Below are 16,310 nucleotides of genomic sequence, written 5' to 3'. Positions count from 1 at the left end.
GGGGACTCCTCGTTCAGCTTGCGGGGACGCCCGGCGCCGCGGCGCGCGGGCGGTGGCGGACGAACTCGCGGACGGCATCGGCGATCCGGGCGACCTCGGCGTCGGTGAGGTGCGGGTAGATCGGCAGGGCCAGGACGCGGGCGCTGGCGTGCTCGGCGTTCGGCCATCGCTCGTCCGCCGGGGCGTAGGGCAGGAACGCCGCCTGGTACGGCAGCGCGAGCGGGTAGTACACGTGCGAGCCGATGCCGTGCTCGGCGAGGTATTCCCGCAGCACGTCGCGCTCCTCAGCGAGCACGTTGTAGACGTAGTGGCACCGGCCGTTGCGTCCCGGCGGGGGCGCGACGAGGCCGTGCTCGGCGAGCGGGGCGAACCGCTCGGTGTAGTGCTCGGCGATCTCGGCCCGCCGTTCGAGCCGGCCGGGGAAGCCCGCGTACCGGTAGCGCTGGAACGCGGCCTGGATCTCGTCGAACCTGCTGTTGGTCCCGACGGCCTGGTGCACGAACCGCTCCTGCTGACCGTGGTTGCGCAGCATGCGCAGCCGCCGGCCCAGCGCCGGGTCGCGGGTCACCACGGCACCGCCTTCACCCGGCATGCCGAACGATTTGACCTGGACGAACGAGTACACGCCCGCTTCGCCCCACAGCCCGGCGGGGGTGCCGTTGAGCACGGCTCCTTGCGCCACCGCGGAATCCTCGATCAGCCGCAGGTCGTGGCTCGCGGCCAGCTCGGTGAACCGGGGCATGTCGGCCATGATCGAGAACATGTGCGCGGGCATGAGCGCCTTGGTGCGGTGGGTGATGTGCCGCCGCGCCGATGCCGGATCCAGCACGAGGGTGCGCGGATCGATGTCGGCGAACACCGGCGTCGCGCCGACCTCCACGACCGAGGCCGCCAGCGGCGCGCAGCCGAACGCGGGCACCACGACCTCGTCGCCGGGGCCGATGTCCATGGCGCGCAGCACCAGCCCGAGCGCGGCGGTGCCGCTGCCGCAGGCGACCACGTCGCCCGCGCCGAGATCGTCGCGCAGCATTTCCTCGAAATCCCGGGTGTGCTCGCCCAGGATGAACTTCTGTCGGGGATCTCGACCGATATCCTGGATCACGTCCAACATGACCTTGCGATCGTGTTCGAACAGATCCGGTGGGAAGAACGGAATCTCGGAACGCGTCACGCGGACCTCCGGGAAAAGAACGCGCGCACCGCGGAGCACACCCGATCGAGTTGTCCGAGGGTGAGATCCGGGTACAGCGGAAGGGCCACCGCGCGTTCCGCGGCCGCCTCCGCGCGGGGCAGTGCGGCGCCCCCGGAATGCAGCCCGCGGAAGCACGGTTGCCGGTGCAAAGGAATGGGGTAGTAGGTTTCGGTGCCGATTCCCGCGCGGGAGAGCCATTCGACGAGTTCGTCGCGGCGTTCGACTTCGATCAGGTAGACGTAGAACGCGCTCGCCGAACCAGGGCCGCGATCCACGACTTCCGGCAGCCGCACGATCCCGGGGATGCCGGTGAGGCGTTCCCGGTAGGCCGCCGCGAGCTGCGCGCGCCGCGCGATGTCCTGGTCCAGGCCGGGCAGCTTCGCGAGCAGGACCGCGGCCTGGATGTCGTCCATCTTGCTGTTGGTGCCCGGCCGCGCGGTCTCGGTGGAGATGCCGGGGAAGTGGTCCAGGGTGTGGCCGAAGCGCCCGTGGTGGCGCAGCCCGGACACGACTTCGGCCACCCGCGGGTCATCGGTGATCACGGCGCCGGCGTCGCCGATCGCGCCGAGCGTCTTGGTGGGGAAGAACGAGAGCACGCCGCCCGCTCCGTGCAGGCCGGCGTGCACTCCGACCTGGCGCATCCCGATCGCCTCGGCGCTGTCCTCCAGCACCGTCAGCCCCCGCCGGGCGGCCACCCGGGACACGGCGCTCATGTCGGCCATCTGGCTGAACAGGTGCGTCGGCAGCACGAACCTGGTCCGCGGGCCCGCGACGCGGTCGACCTCGGCCGGGTCCAGCGCGTAGGTCACCGGGTCGATGTCGGCGAACACCGGTTTTCCGCCCGCGAGGACCACCGAACTCGCGGTGGCGATGAAGGAGTAGGCGGGGACGACGACCTCGTCGCCGGGCCGGAGGCCGAGCGCGCGCAGCAGCAGGACCAGTGCGTCGGTGCCGCTGTTGACGCCGATCGCGTACCGGGCTCCGGTGTAGTCGGCGATGGCGCGTTCGAGCTCGCCGACCTGCTTGCCGTGGGAGAACTTGCCGTTGTCGAAGACCGCTTCGACGCGGGCGCTGATGTCCGGCCAGAGCCGGTCGAAAGTGCGGGCTTGCGAGAAGAATGGAACGGGCGCGGAAGTGTCCGGCAGGCTCGATAATTCTCGCGCCCCTGTGTCGTTCGCACCGCGGGACACGACGGTCAACTCCTGTGAGAAAGGGGTGGGGTATTCGGCTGGTGAACCTAGCCCAACGGCGTCTCGGCCCGGAAGTCCGTCGCATGATCACAAGCGATTTTCATCCTTTTCGGTGATCATCGGATCGGAGTCGTCGGACCCGGTTTCGGTCGGGTTCGGTGAAATCGCTAGTCTTCGGTTCGGCATGCCGGACTCGTTCGCCGATGACCATTCCGGTCGGCGGGCGATCCATTGCGCGAATCCGCCCGGTATCCGTCCTCAAAGGACCGCGCCACGGCGGTTCCGCCGAACGGTGCATCGGTCACGACGACGACGGAGAAAACCGAGTCGTCGCGGAAATGCCACCGCGGAAGTCCCACAGATCAACGGAGCACGATGTTGCATTCACTCGTGGTCGGGCTCGGGCGCGCCGGGGCGGGACTGCACCTGCGCGTCCTGGCCCAAGCGCGGGAACTCGACCGCGACCTGTTCCGCCCCGGCCCGATCATCGCCTGCGACCCGGAGCCCCGCGCCCGGCGCGCCCTGACCGGGGTGACCGTGGCGGAGTCGGTGCGCGCCGCCGCCGGACTCGTGCCGCCGGCGCGCACCGTGGTCCACCTGTGCACCCCGCCGCTGGACCGGCCCGCGCTGCTCGCGGAACTCGCCGAACTCGGCTTCCGCCAGGTCATCGTGGAGAAACCGCTCGCAGCGGACCTCGCCGGACTGGCCGAGATCAACCGGATCCGCACCGAGCACGGCATGCGGCTCGCGGTGGTCGCGCACTGGCTGGACGCCGAGCTCACCCGCAGGATCGCCGAGCTCGTCGACGGGCGGGCGCTGGGGGAACTGCGCTCCCTCTCGTTCCACCAGCACAAACCGCGCTTCACGCACTCCATCTCGACCCAGGGGCACCCGACCGCGTTCGACGTGGAGATCCCGCACGCGCTCGGCGTGGCCCTGCGGCTCGCGGGCCCCGCCGACCTGCTCGACGCGGCGTGCACCGACATGCGCTTCGAGGACCGCGTGCTGCCCGGCATGGGCGGCGCGCGGCTCACCCTGGACCACCACCGGGGCGTGCGCACCGACATCGTCTCCGACCTGACCGCCCCGGTGCGGGAACGCCGCGTCGCGCTCGAATTCGAGCGCGGAACGGCGATCGGGCACTACCCGCTCAGCGACCAGGACCACCACGCGCAGCTGAGCGTGCACGGACCGGACGAGCAGTGGTCGGTGTTCCCCGACGACGCGCTCACCGAGTTCACGCTGCGCGCCTACCGCCGGTTCCACTCCACCGGACCGGTCGCCGACCCCGCCGCCGACGATCGCTTCGCGCTGCAGTGCGACGTGATCCGCCTGCTGTGGGCGGCGAAACAGCACTGCCGGAACCTCACCGGCCCCGTTCGACAGCGGAGGAGGACTCCAGATCATGCAGGGTGACCTGCGGCCCGCGCTCGCCGGAATCGGCGACGAGGCCGCCGTGGACCTCACCGGGCAGCTCGCCGCGATGCGCAGGCTCGGCTGGCCCGGTATCGAACTGCGAGCGGTGGACGGCGTCGCGCTCGCCGACCTGTCCGTGCACGACCTGCGGCGCACGGTGCGCCAGGTGAGCGCCGCCGGCCTCGACGTGGTGTGCCTGGCTTCCCGGATCGGCAACTGGGCGCGTCCGATCACCGCCCCGTTCGACGCGGACCTGCGCGAACTCGACGTGCTCGCCGGGCAGTGCGGTGCGTTCGGCACCCGCTACGTGCGGATCATGTCCTACCCGAACGACGGGCTCGCCGAAGCCGAATGGGGCGCCCGCGCGCGGGAACGCGTCGCCCGGCTCGCGGAACGCGCCACCGAGCACGGCATCACGCTGCTGCACGAGAACTGCGCGGGCTGGGCCGCCGCCGACCCCGACCGCGCGCTGCGGCTGCTGGCGGAGGCCTCGTCGCTGCGGCTGCTGTTCGACACCGGCAACGGCGTCGACCACGGCTACGACGCGCTCGAACTGCTGCGCCCGCTCGCCGGGCACGTCGCGCACGTGCACGTGAAGGACGCGACCGGTGGCCCCGGCGCGGCCACTTACGTGCGGCCGGGGGACGGCGAGGCGCGGGTCGCCGACTGCCTGCGGTTGCTGCTGAACTCCGGGTACGCGGGCAGCTTCTCGCTGGAGCCGCACCTGGTGGCCCGCCCGCACGACGGCGAGCAGGCCGATGCTTCCGCCGCCGACCGGTTCGTCGACGCCGGACGGGCGCTGGAGCGGATGCTGGGGGAGCTGCTCGCGCCGTACGCGGCGGGGGCATCGGCACGCGGCCGGTCCTGATGTCCGCCGACCCGTTCGGCGCGGCGGATCGGGAGCTGCTGCGGGACCTGTTGCTGCTGCCGACGGTGAACCCGCTGGAATCGGTGGAGCCGCCCGCTCGGATGTGGCAGGCGCAGCGCGCCTACGCCCGAGCGGCGGCGGCGATCGGGTTCCGCACCGCGCACCACGCCGCGCCCGACCCGGCGGTCCTGGACCGCGACGACGTGCCCCGCACCGTCCGGGCCGCGGCGGGTAGCGCGGACTTCCTGGCCGAGCAGCCGAGCCTGGTGCTGCGGCTCGGCCCGGAGCTGCCGCCGGAGCGCACGGTCATGTTCAACGCCCACCTGGACACGGTGGCCGGGATCGAACCCGTCACGTGCTCCGCGGAACGGATCACCGGGCGCGGGTCGATCGACGCGAAGGGACCCGCGGTGGCGCTGCTGGCGGGCATCCGCACGGCAGCCGCCGCGAATCCGGCGCTCGGGCGCGACGTCGGGGTGCTGGTGCAGATCGTCTCCGGCGAGGAGGGCGGCGCGATGGGCACCTACGGCACCCGGCCGCTGGTCGAAGCCGGATTCTTCGGGCGCCTCAACGTGTTCTGCGAACCCACCGGACTGCGGTACTTGCCGCGGGCGACCGCCTCGATGACCGCGCGGGTCCGGGTCGACGGCCGCGGTGCCATCGACGACGAACCCTCGGCCGGGCACAACGCGACGGTGCTGCTGGGCTTCCTCGCGCAGCACCTGGCGCGCCACCTCGACCCGCGGGAGCGGCCGGGCCGGTGTTGCGTCGCCGGGGTGCGCACGGGCGAGCAGCACAACCGGGTCTACGGCAGCGGGAACCTGCTGCTGAACCTGTCCTACGCCACCGCGGCGGAAGGAGCCGAGGCCGAGCGGGCGCTGCGGGCGGCGGTGCGCTCCGGGGTGCGCGAGTTCACCGAGATCTTCGGTCGCACCAGGGAATTCGCCCGCACCGCCGCCGACGCCGCCGAGATCGTGCACGTCGACTGGCTCAAGCGCGGCCTGCCCTGCCTGGACGACTCGCCCGCCTGGGCGCGGGAGCTGTTCGCCGCCGCCGGCCTCGCCCGCTGGCCGGACGAGCTGCCCGCGTTCACCTGCGACGCCATCTGGATGCACGGCGTCCCGGACACCGCCACGGCCGTGCTGGGGCCGGGTTCGCTGGAGACCAACCACGCCCACGCCGAAGGCGAATACGCCGACGTCGCCGAACTGCGGGCCTTCGCCCGCGCGGTGGCGTCGTTGCTCACCGAGTTCACCGAGCGGCACCACCGGGGTGCCGGGGAGGAGACCACCTGATGACACTGCTGCCGGAGATCGCACACTCCGGGGATCGAACGACGGTGTCCCACGCGGACCTGCACGCGTTCACCGCGCGCGTGTTCGCCGAGCACGGGATACCTGATCGCCGAGCGCACCTCGCGGCCGACGCGCTGTGCTACGGCGATCTGTGCGGATTCGACTCGCACGGCCTGTTCAACCTCGCCCGGTTGTACCTGCCGTTGCTGAAGTCCGGGCGGATCGATCCCGCCGCCCAGCTCCGCGCGCTGACCGACCTGGGCGCGTGCGCCGTCGTGGACGCCCGCCGCGCGCTCGGGTTGTGGGCCGCGGCCGAAGCCGCGGACTCCGCCGCGGAACGCGCCGCCGAGCACGGCATCGGAATGGTGTCGGTACGGGGCGGCACGCACTTCGGCTGCGCCGGGTTCCACGCCGCCCGCGTCGCCGACCGCGGCATGATCGGGATCGTCGCGAGCAACTGCGGCGGCCAGCGCATCGCCCGCCCGCCGCTGGGCGCGCTGACGATGCTGGGCACCAACCCGCTCAGCGTCGCCGCTCCCGCCCTCGACGACCACCCGTTCGTCCTCGACATGAGCACCACCGTCGTACCCACCGGGAAGGTGCGCGTCGCGGCGAGCAGCGGTGAGCGCGTGCCGGCGGGCTGGCTGACCGACGACACCGGCGCCGCGGTCACCGACCCGGCGGAGTTCGACCGGGGCACCGCGCACCTGCGCTGGCTCGGCGGCGACCCGGACACCGGCTCCCACAAGGGGTTCGGGCTCGGCCTCGTCGTAGAACTGCTGTCCGCGCTGCTGCCGGGAGCCGGGCTCGGCCCTGCCCCGGAGGCGCTGCACGGCGACGGCGGACCGCACGGCCGCGACGACGACATCGGCTACTTCGTGCTGGCGATAGCCCCGGACCTGCTGCGCCCGGAAGGGGAGTTCGCCGCCGACGCGCGCAGCCTGTTCGGCACGCTGCTGGACTGCCCGCCCGCCGCCTCCGGCGACGCGGTCCGCTACCCCGGCTGGCACGAGGCGGAACTGGCCGCCCGCCGTCGCCGGGACGGGGTGCCGCTGCGGCCGCGCCTGCACCGGGAACTGGTCGAGCTCGGCCTGCCCGACACCGGCGGAGGTGCGCGATGACGAACCCGGAGACCGCGCGCCGCGTCGCCGTGATCGGCCTCGGCACGATCTCGAAGTACTACCTGGCCGCGATCGACGAGCTCCCCGGTTGGGAACTCGTCGCCGTGTGCGACGTGCGCCGCTCGGCGCTGGCCGTGCACCGCGGGCACGTACCCGGTTTCCTCGACCACCGCGACCTGCTCGCCACCGTCGCGCTGGACGCCGTGATCGTCGTGGTGCCCAACGACGTGCACGCCCGGATCTGCCGCGACGCGCTGCTGGCGGGAGTGCCGGTGTGCGTGGAGAAACCCCTCGGCATCGACCTGGACGAGGCCCGCGCGCTCACCGAACTCGCCACCGAGCGAACCCCGCTGTTCACCGCGTTCCACCGCCGCTACAACGACAACGTGCTGCGGTTGGTCGACGAACTGCGCGAGCGCGGTCCGGTCGAATCGCTGGTGGTGCGCTACCTGGAGCGCATCGAGGAGCACATCGGCGGCGACACCTGGTACCTCGACCCGGACCGCTGCGGCGGTGGCTGCGTCGCCGACAACGGACCGAACGCCTTCGACCTGGTGCGGTTGTTCCTCGGCGACGTCGAACCGACCGGGGTGTCCGTGGTCAGGGACGAGCACGGGATCGACCGGCAGGCCGTGCTCGGACTGCGGTCCGCCACCGGCGTGCCCGCCGTCGTCGAACTCGACTGGTCCCACCCGGGCGAGACCAAGGACGTCGAGGTCCGCTGCGCCGACGGCACCGTGCACCGCGCGGACGTGCTGCACGGGCACCGCGGGTTCAAGGCCTCGCTGTGGCACGAGTACGTCGGAATCTTGGAGGACTTCGCGACGGTGCTCGACGCGGGCGGCGCGGGCGCGGCCCGGCGGCCCGACGGCGGGCTCGCCGCGCTGGAACTGGTCGACGCGGTCTACCGCACCGAATTCCTCGACACCGCACCGGAATGGGAGGGCCTGTCATGAACCCGCACGAAGACGGGCGCAAGCGGGGCCTGCGGGCCACCGTCGTGAAGGTGCTCCGGCACCGCCGGGATGACCGGGGCATGTCCCTCGAACCGCACCTGAGCCGCTGCATCAGGGCGGGCGAGGTGCACGAGCTGGTCACCACCGACCACGGCGACACCGCCACCGGGTCCCGCATCGACCGGGTCGGGTTCCTCGGCTTCGCCGAGTTCGGCAGCGCCGGGGTGCTCGACCGCGGCGACGAGCTCCGGATCGGAGACCGGCTGGTGGGCACCGTGCTCGGCTTCGACGCCTGCCACTACCCGAACCACTACAACATCCTCGTGCGGACCTCGATCCCGTGCACCGGCGAGGAGATCGGCCTGGAACCGGAAACGGCCCTCGCCTTCGACCAGGCGTCCGTCCGCGTCTGACGCCGCCGCAGCCGAACGGCCGGTGACCTTCTGGGGGAAGGTCACCGGCCGTTCGTTCGCCGGGGGCGGATCAGCCCAGCAGTTCGACGTCCAGCCGACCGAAGTGGAAGTTGCGCACGGCGGCGAGCAGCTCGTCCACGGTGAGCTCACCGTTGGCGTCGGTGTCCACGTTGACGAACGCCTCCGCGGCCTGCGAGTGGTCGACGCCGACGGCGTTGAGCCAGGAGGCGAACTCCGTCGCGTCGATCTTGCCGTCGTTGTTCTTGTCGCACAGGCCGACGATGCTGCGCACCAGCGGGCCGAGCACGCGGTTGAACTGCTCCTCGCCGTCCTCGAAGATCAGCTTCTGGGTGACGCGCAGGAAGTCGTCCTCCGAGAGCGAACCGCCGGCCGTGGTCCCGGCCTCGACGGCCAGGTACTCGAACATGCCGGTGAGCGCGTCCTGGACCGACTGGGCCTCGGCGCTGTCGACCTGCGTGCCGAAGGCCTGGGCGATCTGCACGGCTTCCTTCTCGAAGTCCGAGCGCTCCAGACGGCCACTGCCGTCCAAGTCCCACTTGGCGAAGCGCTTGCGCAGGCGGTCGTTAGCGATAGCCGCGGTCATGGCCATCCTCCTTGATGATTCGTTGGTGAAATGGTGCTCCGCCCGCGACCGGACGGCAGCGGACGGCCCGCGCGAGACCGAAGTCCTCGCGCAAGATCGGTTCCGGTGCGCCGGGGTGCACCGACGCGCCGGGGCGGGGGTGGGTCAGAGCAGCGTCACCGAGCCACCGGCGGACTTCCCTCGGGTGTCCAGCAGCGCGCGACCAGTGCTGGAGATCTCGACGAGGTCGTAGCAGGAGTGGTCCTGCAGCAGGACGACGAGATCCGCGTCTGCCAACGCCTCCGGGAGCGGGTGCTCCTTGCGGATCGGGCGACCGTCCACTTCGAACTCGGCGACCTCCGGGTCGTGAAACGAGACGCGGGCGCCGCGGGCGAGCAGTTCGCGGGCGATCGGGTACGCGGGCGACTCGCGGGTGTCGGCGACGTCGGGCTTGTAGGCCACGCCCAGCAGCAGGACCCGCGAACCCGCGAGCGCCGCGCCCCGCTCGGCGAGCAGCGCGGCCGCCCGCAGCACCACGTGCGAAGGCATGCGTTCGTTCACGGCGCGAGCGGCCGACAACGTGTCGAAGGTGAACCCGGCGCTGCGCGCCTTGCTCTCCAGGTAGCGCGGGTCGATCGGAATGCAGTGGCCGCCGACGCCGGGGCCCGGCTGGAACGGCGCGAACCCGAAGGGCTTGGTTCCCGCGCAGTGCAGCACGTCCCACACGTCGATGCCCATCCGGTCGCAGAACAGCGCGACCTCGTTCACCAGCGCGATGTTGACGTACCGGTAGCTGTTCTCCAGGAGCTTCGCCATCTCGGCCTCCCTGGTCCCTCGGGAGACCACGAGGGATTCGACGAACCGGCCGTAGAAGGCGACGCCGTACTTGGCGCACAGCGGGGTGCAACCGCTGATGATTTTCGGGGTGTTGTGCATCGAGAACCGCTCGTTGCCCGGATCGATCCGCTCCGGCGAGTACACCAGGTGGAAGTCCTCGCCGACGCGCAGTCCGCTGCCCCGTTCGAGGATCGGCCGCACGACCTCCTCGGTGGTGCCGGGATGACTGGTGGACTCCAGGACCACCAGGGTTCCGGCGCGCAGCCGGGCGGCGACGGTCCCGGCCGCGGCCCGCACGGCGCTCAGGTCCGGATCGCCGGAGGCGGACAGACCGGTGGGCACGCAGAGCACCACGGTGTCCGCGGTGGCCAGCACCGCCGGGTCGGTGGTCGCGGTGAACCCGGCGGCGACCATCTCGGCCACGGCCGCCTCCGGCACGTCCCCGACGTGGGACCGGCCCGCGTTCAACCCGGCCACGACCTCGTCGGACACGTCCAGCCCGACCGTGGTCACGCCTGCGGAGCAGGCGGCGGACGCCAGCGGCAGGCCGACGTAGCCGAGTCCGACCACCACGAGATCAACAGACATCATCCGACTCCTCGTCCGATGCTGGTTCCGGTCCTGCGGGGACGGTCGGGTCAGGCCTGGAAGCTGCCGGTGCCCGGGGGCACGTGCGCTCCGTGGCCGGGGGCGACGACGAGGGACGCCGTCATGCAGAACGGATCGCCGTAGATGCGAACGGGCGAGTCCGTCTCGTTGATCAGCACGTGCGCGGTGAGGGGGGCCCGGTAGCACCCGTTCGGCGTGTCGTAGGTCGTCACCGGTTCGAGCTCGGTGCTGAAGATCAGGACTTGGCCGCTGGAGGCGGCGGCCGCCGTGGCCGCGGGGAAGCCGGCGGCCAGGATCGCGGCCGTCGCGGCCACCAGTAGACGTGCGGTCGAGCGCATGGTGCGATTCCTGTTCTGTGTGGGGGAATTCCCGCCGGTGGCACCCGATCGGGGAGTGGCGGGGTTGCACCCGGGACGAGCGCGTCGCCGCGTCCCGGGCCGTAGGTCACCGGCCCGCTCGGGTCGCCGACGACAGCGCGCCGACGCTGACCATCATCACGAGCACGCCGAGGACCGCGATGAATCCGGCGGTCTGGGCGGGGGATTCGCGCGGCCCGCCGGAATCCGCGAGCTCCACCCGGGTCTCGTCGAGCGGCGGCGGGACCGGACGCGCCGCCGGTGGCGGCCGTTCGGCGGGCGGGGACGGTTCGGCGGCAGGCGGCGCAGGGGGCAGCGGGGGCACGACCAGTGCGTCGGCGGCGGTGACCTCGCCCGCCAGCGACCGGGCGGAGACCGCGAGGCGCACCGTCTCGCCGGGAGCCGCCCGGCAGGTGTAGGTGACCGAGCGACCCGGTTCCAGCGTGCCGAGCGTGCGCCGGCACGCGGGCGGCTCGCCGGTGACCTCGACTCCCAGCAGCGGGACGGTCGAGGTGTTGCGCACCGGCACCGGCACCGATCCGGCACGCGCGGGCAGGATCTCCAGCGCGACCGAGGGCCGTTTCGGTGCGGGCGGTTCGGGCTCGGGCGGTGATTCGGCGATCTCCGCGGTGGCGCGCTCGACGACGGGCAGGCCGCCGTGGCTCATGCCTACCGCGCGCGCCGACACCCGGCCGTGCGCGGGCGCCGTACCGGAGCACGAGGCGGTTTCCGTCGCTCCGGGCCGGAGGTGGCCGAGAACTTCGTGGCAGGGGCCGGAATCCAGGGTCACGACGACACCGGCGAGCGTGGTGTCGCCGGTGTTGCCGACGACGGCGGTCTGCGTGATCGGGTCACCGGGCCGCGCGACGGCGGGCGCGACCTCGGTGCGCAGCGACAGCGAGGGGTGCTCGATCGGCCACCCGCTCTCGTGCTCTCCGACGTGCTCTCCGGGCGCCGGAGCGCCCGGGTGCGGCGGGACGTACGCGGACGTCAGCAGCGGGATCAGCAGGGCCAGCCCGCAGCACGACAGCACGGCGGAACGCCGTGCGGCCGCTCGGCGCGGGGCGCATCGGTTCAGAATGGATTGCTTCCGCAACATCTCACCCCCTCGGGCACGTGGAAAGCAGCGGAATGACCGGAGACGGCAGGTCCTTATCGGCGGCCGGGAAAACCGTAGCACTGCGAATTCGAACCCCGAGTGCTCTTCGTGGAAAGTCCACATTGGCCTAATTGGCCTGCTGACCAGCGGAGATGTGGGAATTTTGTCGAACTGCGCGGAATGGTCGAGATGAGTTATCCGTTTCGGGAATCGTTCAAGATCACCCTATTCGGTGAATTTTGCGCCTGACGCTTGGAAAGTTCCTCCTTTTAACGCAGCGTGGCGGGTAGGGTTCTTCGCGGCGGACCGGAGATAGCAGCCGAACTCCGGATTCGTTCCCCTTCGGGCGCGCCATTTCGCGCGGCCCGGTCCCGGTCATCGCACAGCACAAATCGACCTCGCCCGGTCGTGCCGTCAGGAACGGACTTCTCGTGATCTTCCTCATTCTTCTGGTGCTGGTGTTGCTCACCGCGGCCGTCGCCGCGGTCACCTTGCTGGGCGCCCGGCGTGAAGCGGTCGCCGCCGGCGGCTCCGACTCCGACTCGCAGTCCTTCGTGGGCGGCGTGCTCAACGCGCTGTTCACCGTGCTGCTGGCGTTCTACATCGTGTTCGCGTGGCAGAACGGCGACGACGTCGACAAGGCGGCGCAGCAAGAGGTCAATGCGCTCAACGATGCGTATTGGCAGGTCAGCGCGGTTCCGGCGGAGCAGGCCGCGTCGATCCGCTCGCTGGCCGAGCAGTACGCGCACCGGGTCGCCGAGCACGAGTGGGCGGCGCTGGGCCAGGGGCGCGGCGACGCGGAGGCGGACCGCCTGCTCGTCGGGTTGCGGGCGGAGGCGATCGCGCTGCTCGCCGACACCGAGGTGCAGAAGTCGGCGCGGGAGCAGGTGCTCGCCGACGTGCGCCAGATCGACGAGGGGCACCGGGAACGGGTCGACGTGGCGACCGACGACCAGAGCTTCAACGTGGTGCTGCTCGTGGGCAGCATCCTCGGCGCGGTGCTCATGATCGTGTTTCCGTTGCTGGTCGGGTTGAGCGCTCGTCCGGCCAACGTGGTGACCATGGCGCTGCTGACGTTGACCCTCGGATTCACCATTTACCTCTCGGTGCAACTGATGCACCCATTGCAAGGACCGTTCGGTGTCGATCCTGATTCCTTCCGCACATTCCTGGAAGCGCTGCCGGAAGGTACATCGGCGACCGAATGAGTCGAGCGTCGCAGCCTCGTTCCGAATGCAGGGGGAGAAATGGTGGGGGTCATGGTGCATGTCGTGATGAGTCGCAGATGCGAGCCGCGAGCCGCGGTGCGGAGCCTGACGGGAAACGCCGTGCTGCAACGGTGCGACTGGGCGGCGGAGGCGGATCGTGTGGTCCGCGAATTCCGATCGGGGTCCACGATGGACACCAGCCGATTGCGCAATTCGCTGTGCTGGTTGTTCGAGCAGATCGCGCTCGTGGCCGGGGCCGGGGCGGAGATCAGTCGCGACCGCTTCCACCAGGCCTGCGAAGACCTCCTGTTCGAGCAGGGCGAGGCGGCGTTCAACCGGATGCTGCTGCCGGTGCTGGAGGCCGTGCTGGAGCTGAGCCCGAACGCCGCCGAGGGCACGATGCCGCACCCGGATTTCGTCGGCTGGATGCGCGCGCTGGGCATGAATCCGGCGACCGCGCTGTGCGCGTCCGAGAAGGCCCGCCTGCGCCGCCCCGGCGACCTCTCGTTGCACGCGATGCTGCACGTGATGCGCGATTACCACCTCGCCGGCGCAGGGGTGCACCACCGCAGCTGACCGCCGGTCGCCGTGCACGGGCGCACCTCAGCCACCTTCGATCTTGTCGCGTTCCAGGAGGGCGGCGTTGTCGATCGTCGTCCTGCCGGCGGCGACACCGCTGAAGCGGCCACCGGCTTGAGCGAGTCGATTCCCGCGCACTTCGGGCGCCCCGGCCGTGAGGTGAGTCAGCCGTCGAGTTCGTACTGGTGCTCAGGTCTCCCGCTGGCTCCGTATCGCAGCGTCATGGTCACCTTGCCGTCCTGGGCGAGTCCGGCGAGGTAGCGCTGCGCGGTGGCGCGGGCGATGCCGAGCTCGTCGGCGACCTCGGAGGCGGATTTCGGTGCGGTGGCGCTGCGCAGCGCGTCGGTGATCAGCTTCGTGGTGATGCTGGACTGGCCCTTGGGCGAACCGGGCCGATCGCCTTCCCGCAGCGACCGCATGGCCCGGTCGATCTCCTCCTGGTCGACGGCGCCGTCGGTGGCGGGCAGCCGGGACCGGTAGTGCGCGTAGGCGGTGAGCCGGTCCTTCAGCTGGTGGGCGGTGAACGGTTTCACCAGGTAGTTGAGCGCTCCGGCGGCGAGCGCGGCGCGCACCGACGCGGGGTCGGACGCGGCGGTGAGCATGATGGCGTCGACGTCCAGTTCGGCGAGCAGCGCGATGCCCGGCCCGTCCGGCAGGTAGTTGTCCAGCAGGACCAGTTCCGGCCGGTGCTCGGCCAGGAGGTCGCGGGCTTCGGCCGCGGAGTGCGCGATGCCGACGGTGCGGAAGCCGCGCACCCGGTCGGTGAACTCGGCGTGCACCTGCGCCACGCGGAAGTCGTCCTCGACGACCAGTACCCGGATCATCGCTTCGTCTCCTGTTCGGTGGTTTCGCCGGTCGCGGCCAGCGCGCCGGGCAGCCGGGCCACGAACAGCGCGCCCCGGCCCGCGCCGCCGGGGTCGGCGAGCCGGACCTCGCCGCCGAGGCTGTGCGCAGCCTGCCGGGCCAGCGCGAGGCCGATGCCGTGGCCCTCGCCGCCTTTCGTGGACGTTCCTTCGGTGAACACCTCGTCACGCATCGCGGCGGGCACGCCGTCGCCGCTGTCGAGCACCGACAGGTGCAGGGCGGTGCCGTCGGAGAGCAGATCGACCTCCACCACGGCCGGCCGGGTGCGCCCGGAGCGGGCGGCGTCGCAGGCGTTGTCGACGAGGTTGCCGAGCACCGTGGTCACTTCGACCGGCGCGACCACGCCGGTGGCGACCCAGCTGGTCTCGCCGAGTTCCAGGGTCACGTCCTTCTCCCCGGCGGCGGCCTTCTTCGCTCCGAGGAAGGACACCAGGTAGGAATCCCGCACCGCGTCGGCCGCCGGCCCCAGCCCGGCGATCGAGCCGCTGAACAGCGCTTGCAGGTAGTCCTCGGCTTCCTGGCGGTGCCCGGTCTGCAACAGGCCGGACAGCGCGTGCAGCCGGTTGGTGAACTCGTGGCGCTGCGCCCGCAGCACGTCGGCGGTGCCGCGCACCGCGTCCAGTTCGCGGGTGAGCTTGTCCAGGTCGGTGCGGTCGCGCAAGGTCACCACCGCGCCGAGGTCGACGCCCTCGCGGAGAACCGGGCGGTGGTGCACGACGAGCACCCGGTCCGCGGTCACCGTGATCAGGTTGTCGACCGGCCGCCGCGCCAGCAGCGCGGAGCGCAGCCGGGGCGGCAGGTCCAGTTCGCGGACCGGGGTGCCCGGTTCGACGGGGCGGCCCAGCAGCCGTTCGGTCTCCGCGTTGCACACCGTGACCCGTTCGTCGGCGTCGAGGGCGAGCACTCCTTCGCCGATCCCGTAGAGCACCGCTTCGCGCTGCCGCACCAGCTCGGCGAGTTCGTGCGGTTCGAGGCCGAGCGTGCGCCGCTTGAGCAGTCTGGTGAGCAGCGCGGCACCGGCGACGCCGAGCAGCAGCGCGCCCGCGGCCAGCCCGGCGGAGGTGCCCAGCAGGCGCAGGAAGGCGGTGTCGATCTCGTGGGCGTCGAAGCCGACGCTGACCTGCCCGACGACGGTGCCGTCGGCGGTGCGCAGCGGCACCTTCCCGCGCGCGGACCACCCGAGCGTGCCGCGCTGCACGTCGACCGCTTCGCGCCCGGTGAGCGCCGCCGAGGGGTCGGTGCTGACGGGGTCGCCGATCTTCTCCGGAACGGGGTGCGAGAGCCGGACTCCGCGGCTGTCGGTGACGACGATGAACAGCGCACCGGTGGCGGCTCGGACGCGTTCGGCCTTCGCCGCGACCAGCGGGTGCAGCGCGGGGTCGGTGACGCCGCGGGCGAGTTCGTCGTCGGCGGCGACCGAGCGCGCCACGCCGAGCGCGCGCTGCCCGTACTGCTCGACGAGACCGCGGTCGAGCAGGGCGGCGGCGATCGCGAAACCGATGCCGGTGACCAGGACGATCAGCCCGATCTGCAACGCGAGCACCTGCCGGGCGAACCGCATGGGGCGGCGGGACATGCCGCGACCCTACCCAGCCGTTTCGGCGCGGCCGGGACGCGCGGCTGCGGGCGGTGAGCAGAACGAGCAGAACGCGCCGAACGCGGAATAGGCGTACAACATCCGCAACCCTCCCGCCCCGGGCGTGCAGCACCTACGGTTCCGCGAA

The 16,310-nt window shown here is 71.8% G+C and carries 16 protein-coding genes; 8 read left to right on the top strand and 8 right to left on the bottom strand.

From position 1 onward, the window contains the following. Positions 1–13: 13 nt before the first annotated feature. Together BJ969_RS14575 and BJ969_RS14570 are read right to left on the bottom strand one after the other, a co-directional pair. Positions 14–1,171 (bottom strand): DegT/DnrJ/EryC1/StrS family aminotransferase, encoded by a 1,158-nt coding sequence (locus BJ969_RS14575; RefSeq protein WP_343071411.1) that lies wholly within the window; start codon positions 1,169–1,171, stop codon positions 14–16. Continuing rightward, the gene (locus tag BJ969_RS14570) at positions 1,168–2,382 is read right to left on the bottom strand and encodes a DegT/DnrJ/EryC1/StrS family aminotransferase (protein WP_425503550.1); all 1,215 of its coding nucleotides are present in this window, start codon (positions 2,380–2,382) and stop codon (positions 1,168–1,170) included. Before BJ969_RS14570 ends, BJ969_RS14575 begins: the two co-directional genes overlap by 4 nt. Positions 2,383–2,757: 375 nt before the next feature. Between BJ969_RS14570 and BJ969_RS14565 the strand changes: the two genes are divergently transcribed. Genes BJ969_RS14565 through BJ969_RS14540 form a run of 6 tightly spaced genes read left to right on the top strand, consistent with a single transcriptional unit; the run spans position 2,758 to position 8,451 of the window. Continuing rightward, positions 2,758–3,798, top strand: a complete 1,041-nt coding sequence (locus BJ969_RS14565) for a Gfo/Idh/MocA family oxidoreductase (RefSeq protein WP_184479462.1) — start codon at positions 2,758–2,760, stop codon at positions 3,796–3,798. After that, on the top strand, positions 3,788–4,666 hold the full coding sequence (locus BJ969_RS14560) for a sugar phosphate isomerase/epimerase family protein (protein ID WP_184479461.1): 879 nt from the start codon (positions 3,788–3,790) through the stop codon (positions 4,664–4,666). Before BJ969_RS14565 ends, BJ969_RS14560 begins: the two co-directional genes overlap by 11 nt. Continuing rightward, complete coding sequence (locus BJ969_RS14555; protein ID WP_184479460.1) at positions 4,666–5,961, top strand: M20/M25/M40 family metallo-hydrolase; 1,296 nt, start codon at positions 4,666–4,668, stop codon at positions 5,959–5,961. The genes BJ969_RS14560 and BJ969_RS14555 overlap by 1 nt, the downstream gene beginning before the upstream one ends. After that, positions 5,961–7,082, top strand: coding sequence for an Ldh family oxidoreductase (locus BJ969_RS14550; RefSeq protein WP_184479459.1), 1,122 nt, complete (start codon positions 5,961–5,963; stop codon positions 7,080–7,082). The genes BJ969_RS14555 and BJ969_RS14550 overlap by 1 nt, the downstream gene beginning before the upstream one ends. Further along, positions 7,079–8,038: a Gfo/Idh/MocA family protein gene (locus tag BJ969_RS14545; RefSeq protein ID WP_184479458.1), complete on the top strand. Its 960-nt coding sequence runs from the start codon at positions 7,079–7,081 to the stop codon at positions 8,036–8,038. The genes BJ969_RS14550 and BJ969_RS14545 overlap by 4 nt, the downstream gene beginning before the upstream one ends. Beyond that, complete coding sequence (locus BJ969_RS14540; RefSeq protein ID WP_184479457.1) at positions 8,035–8,451, top strand: DUF6917 domain-containing protein; 417 nt, start codon at positions 8,035–8,037, stop codon at positions 8,449–8,451. Before BJ969_RS14545 ends, BJ969_RS14540 begins: the two co-directional genes overlap by 4 nt. 70 nt (positions 8,452–8,521) lie before the next feature. Here the strand turns inward: BJ969_RS14540 and BJ969_RS14535 are convergent, their stop codons facing one another. The 4 genes from BJ969_RS14535 to BJ969_RS14520 all read right to left on the bottom strand — a co-directional run bounded on the left by BJ969_RS14535 (position 8,522) and on the right by BJ969_RS14520 (position 11,935). Then, entirely contained in the window at positions 8,522–9,055 is a 534-nt protein-coding gene (locus BJ969_RS14535; protein WP_184479456.1) for an EF-hand domain-containing protein, read from the bottom strand. A 144-nt stretch (positions 9,056–9,199) separates the two neighbouring features. Beyond that, positions 9,200–10,459, bottom strand: a complete 1,260-nt coding sequence (locus tag BJ969_RS14530) for a nucleotide sugar dehydrogenase (protein ID WP_184479455.1) — start codon at positions 10,457–10,459, stop codon at positions 9,200–9,202. Between the two features lie 50 nt (positions 10,460–10,509). Beyond that, on the bottom strand, positions 10,510–10,818 hold the full coding sequence (locus BJ969_RS14525) for a hypothetical protein (protein WP_184479454.1): 309 nt from the start codon (positions 10,816–10,818) through the stop codon (positions 10,510–10,512). 106 nt (positions 10,819–10,924) lie between these two features. Further along, a complete protein-coding gene (locus tag BJ969_RS14520) occupies positions 10,925–11,935 on the bottom strand; it encodes a hypothetical protein (protein WP_184479453.1) in 1,011 nt (336 codons plus the stop codon). Positions 11,936–12,366: 431 nt separating this feature from the next. Here BJ969_RS14520 and BJ969_RS14515 point away from each other — a divergent pair, with 431 nt between their 5' ends. Both BJ969_RS14515 and BJ969_RS14510 read left to right on the top strand, forming a co-directional pair. Further along, complete coding sequence (locus tag BJ969_RS14515; RefSeq protein WP_184479452.1) at positions 12,367–13,143, top strand: bestrophin-like domain; 777 nt, start codon at positions 12,367–12,369, stop codon at positions 13,141–13,143. A 189-nt stretch (positions 13,144–13,332) separates the two neighbouring features. Further along, positions 13,333–13,719, top strand: a complete 387-nt coding sequence (locus tag BJ969_RS14510; RefSeq protein WP_184479451.1) for a hypothetical protein — start codon at positions 13,333–13,335, stop codon at positions 13,717–13,719. Between the two features lie 167 nt (positions 13,720–13,886). On the opposite strand, the gene BJ969_RS14505 is transcribed toward BJ969_RS14510, so the two are convergent. Both BJ969_RS14505 and BJ969_RS14500 read right to left on the bottom strand, forming a co-directional pair. Next, complete coding sequence (locus tag BJ969_RS14505) at positions 13,887–14,546, bottom strand: response regulator (protein WP_184479450.1); 660 nt, start codon at positions 14,544–14,546, stop codon at positions 13,887–13,889. Then, on the bottom strand, positions 14,543–16,162 hold the full coding sequence (locus BJ969_RS14500) for a sensor histidine kinase (protein ID WP_246456798.1): 1,620 nt from the start codon (positions 16,160–16,162) through the stop codon (positions 14,543–14,545). The genes BJ969_RS14505 and BJ969_RS14500 overlap by 4 nt, the downstream gene beginning before the upstream one ends. Between the last annotated feature and the right edge of the window lie 148 nt (positions 16,163–16,310).

The organism is Saccharopolyspora gloriosae, from assembly GCF_014203325.1.
Classification (GTDB): Bacteria; Actinomycetota; Actinomycetes; order Mycobacteriales; family Pseudonocardiaceae; genus Saccharopolyspora_C; species Saccharopolyspora_C gloriosae.
Note: the sequence above shows the minus strand (reverse complement) of the source record. Positions and strands in the feature narration are given on the sequence as shown.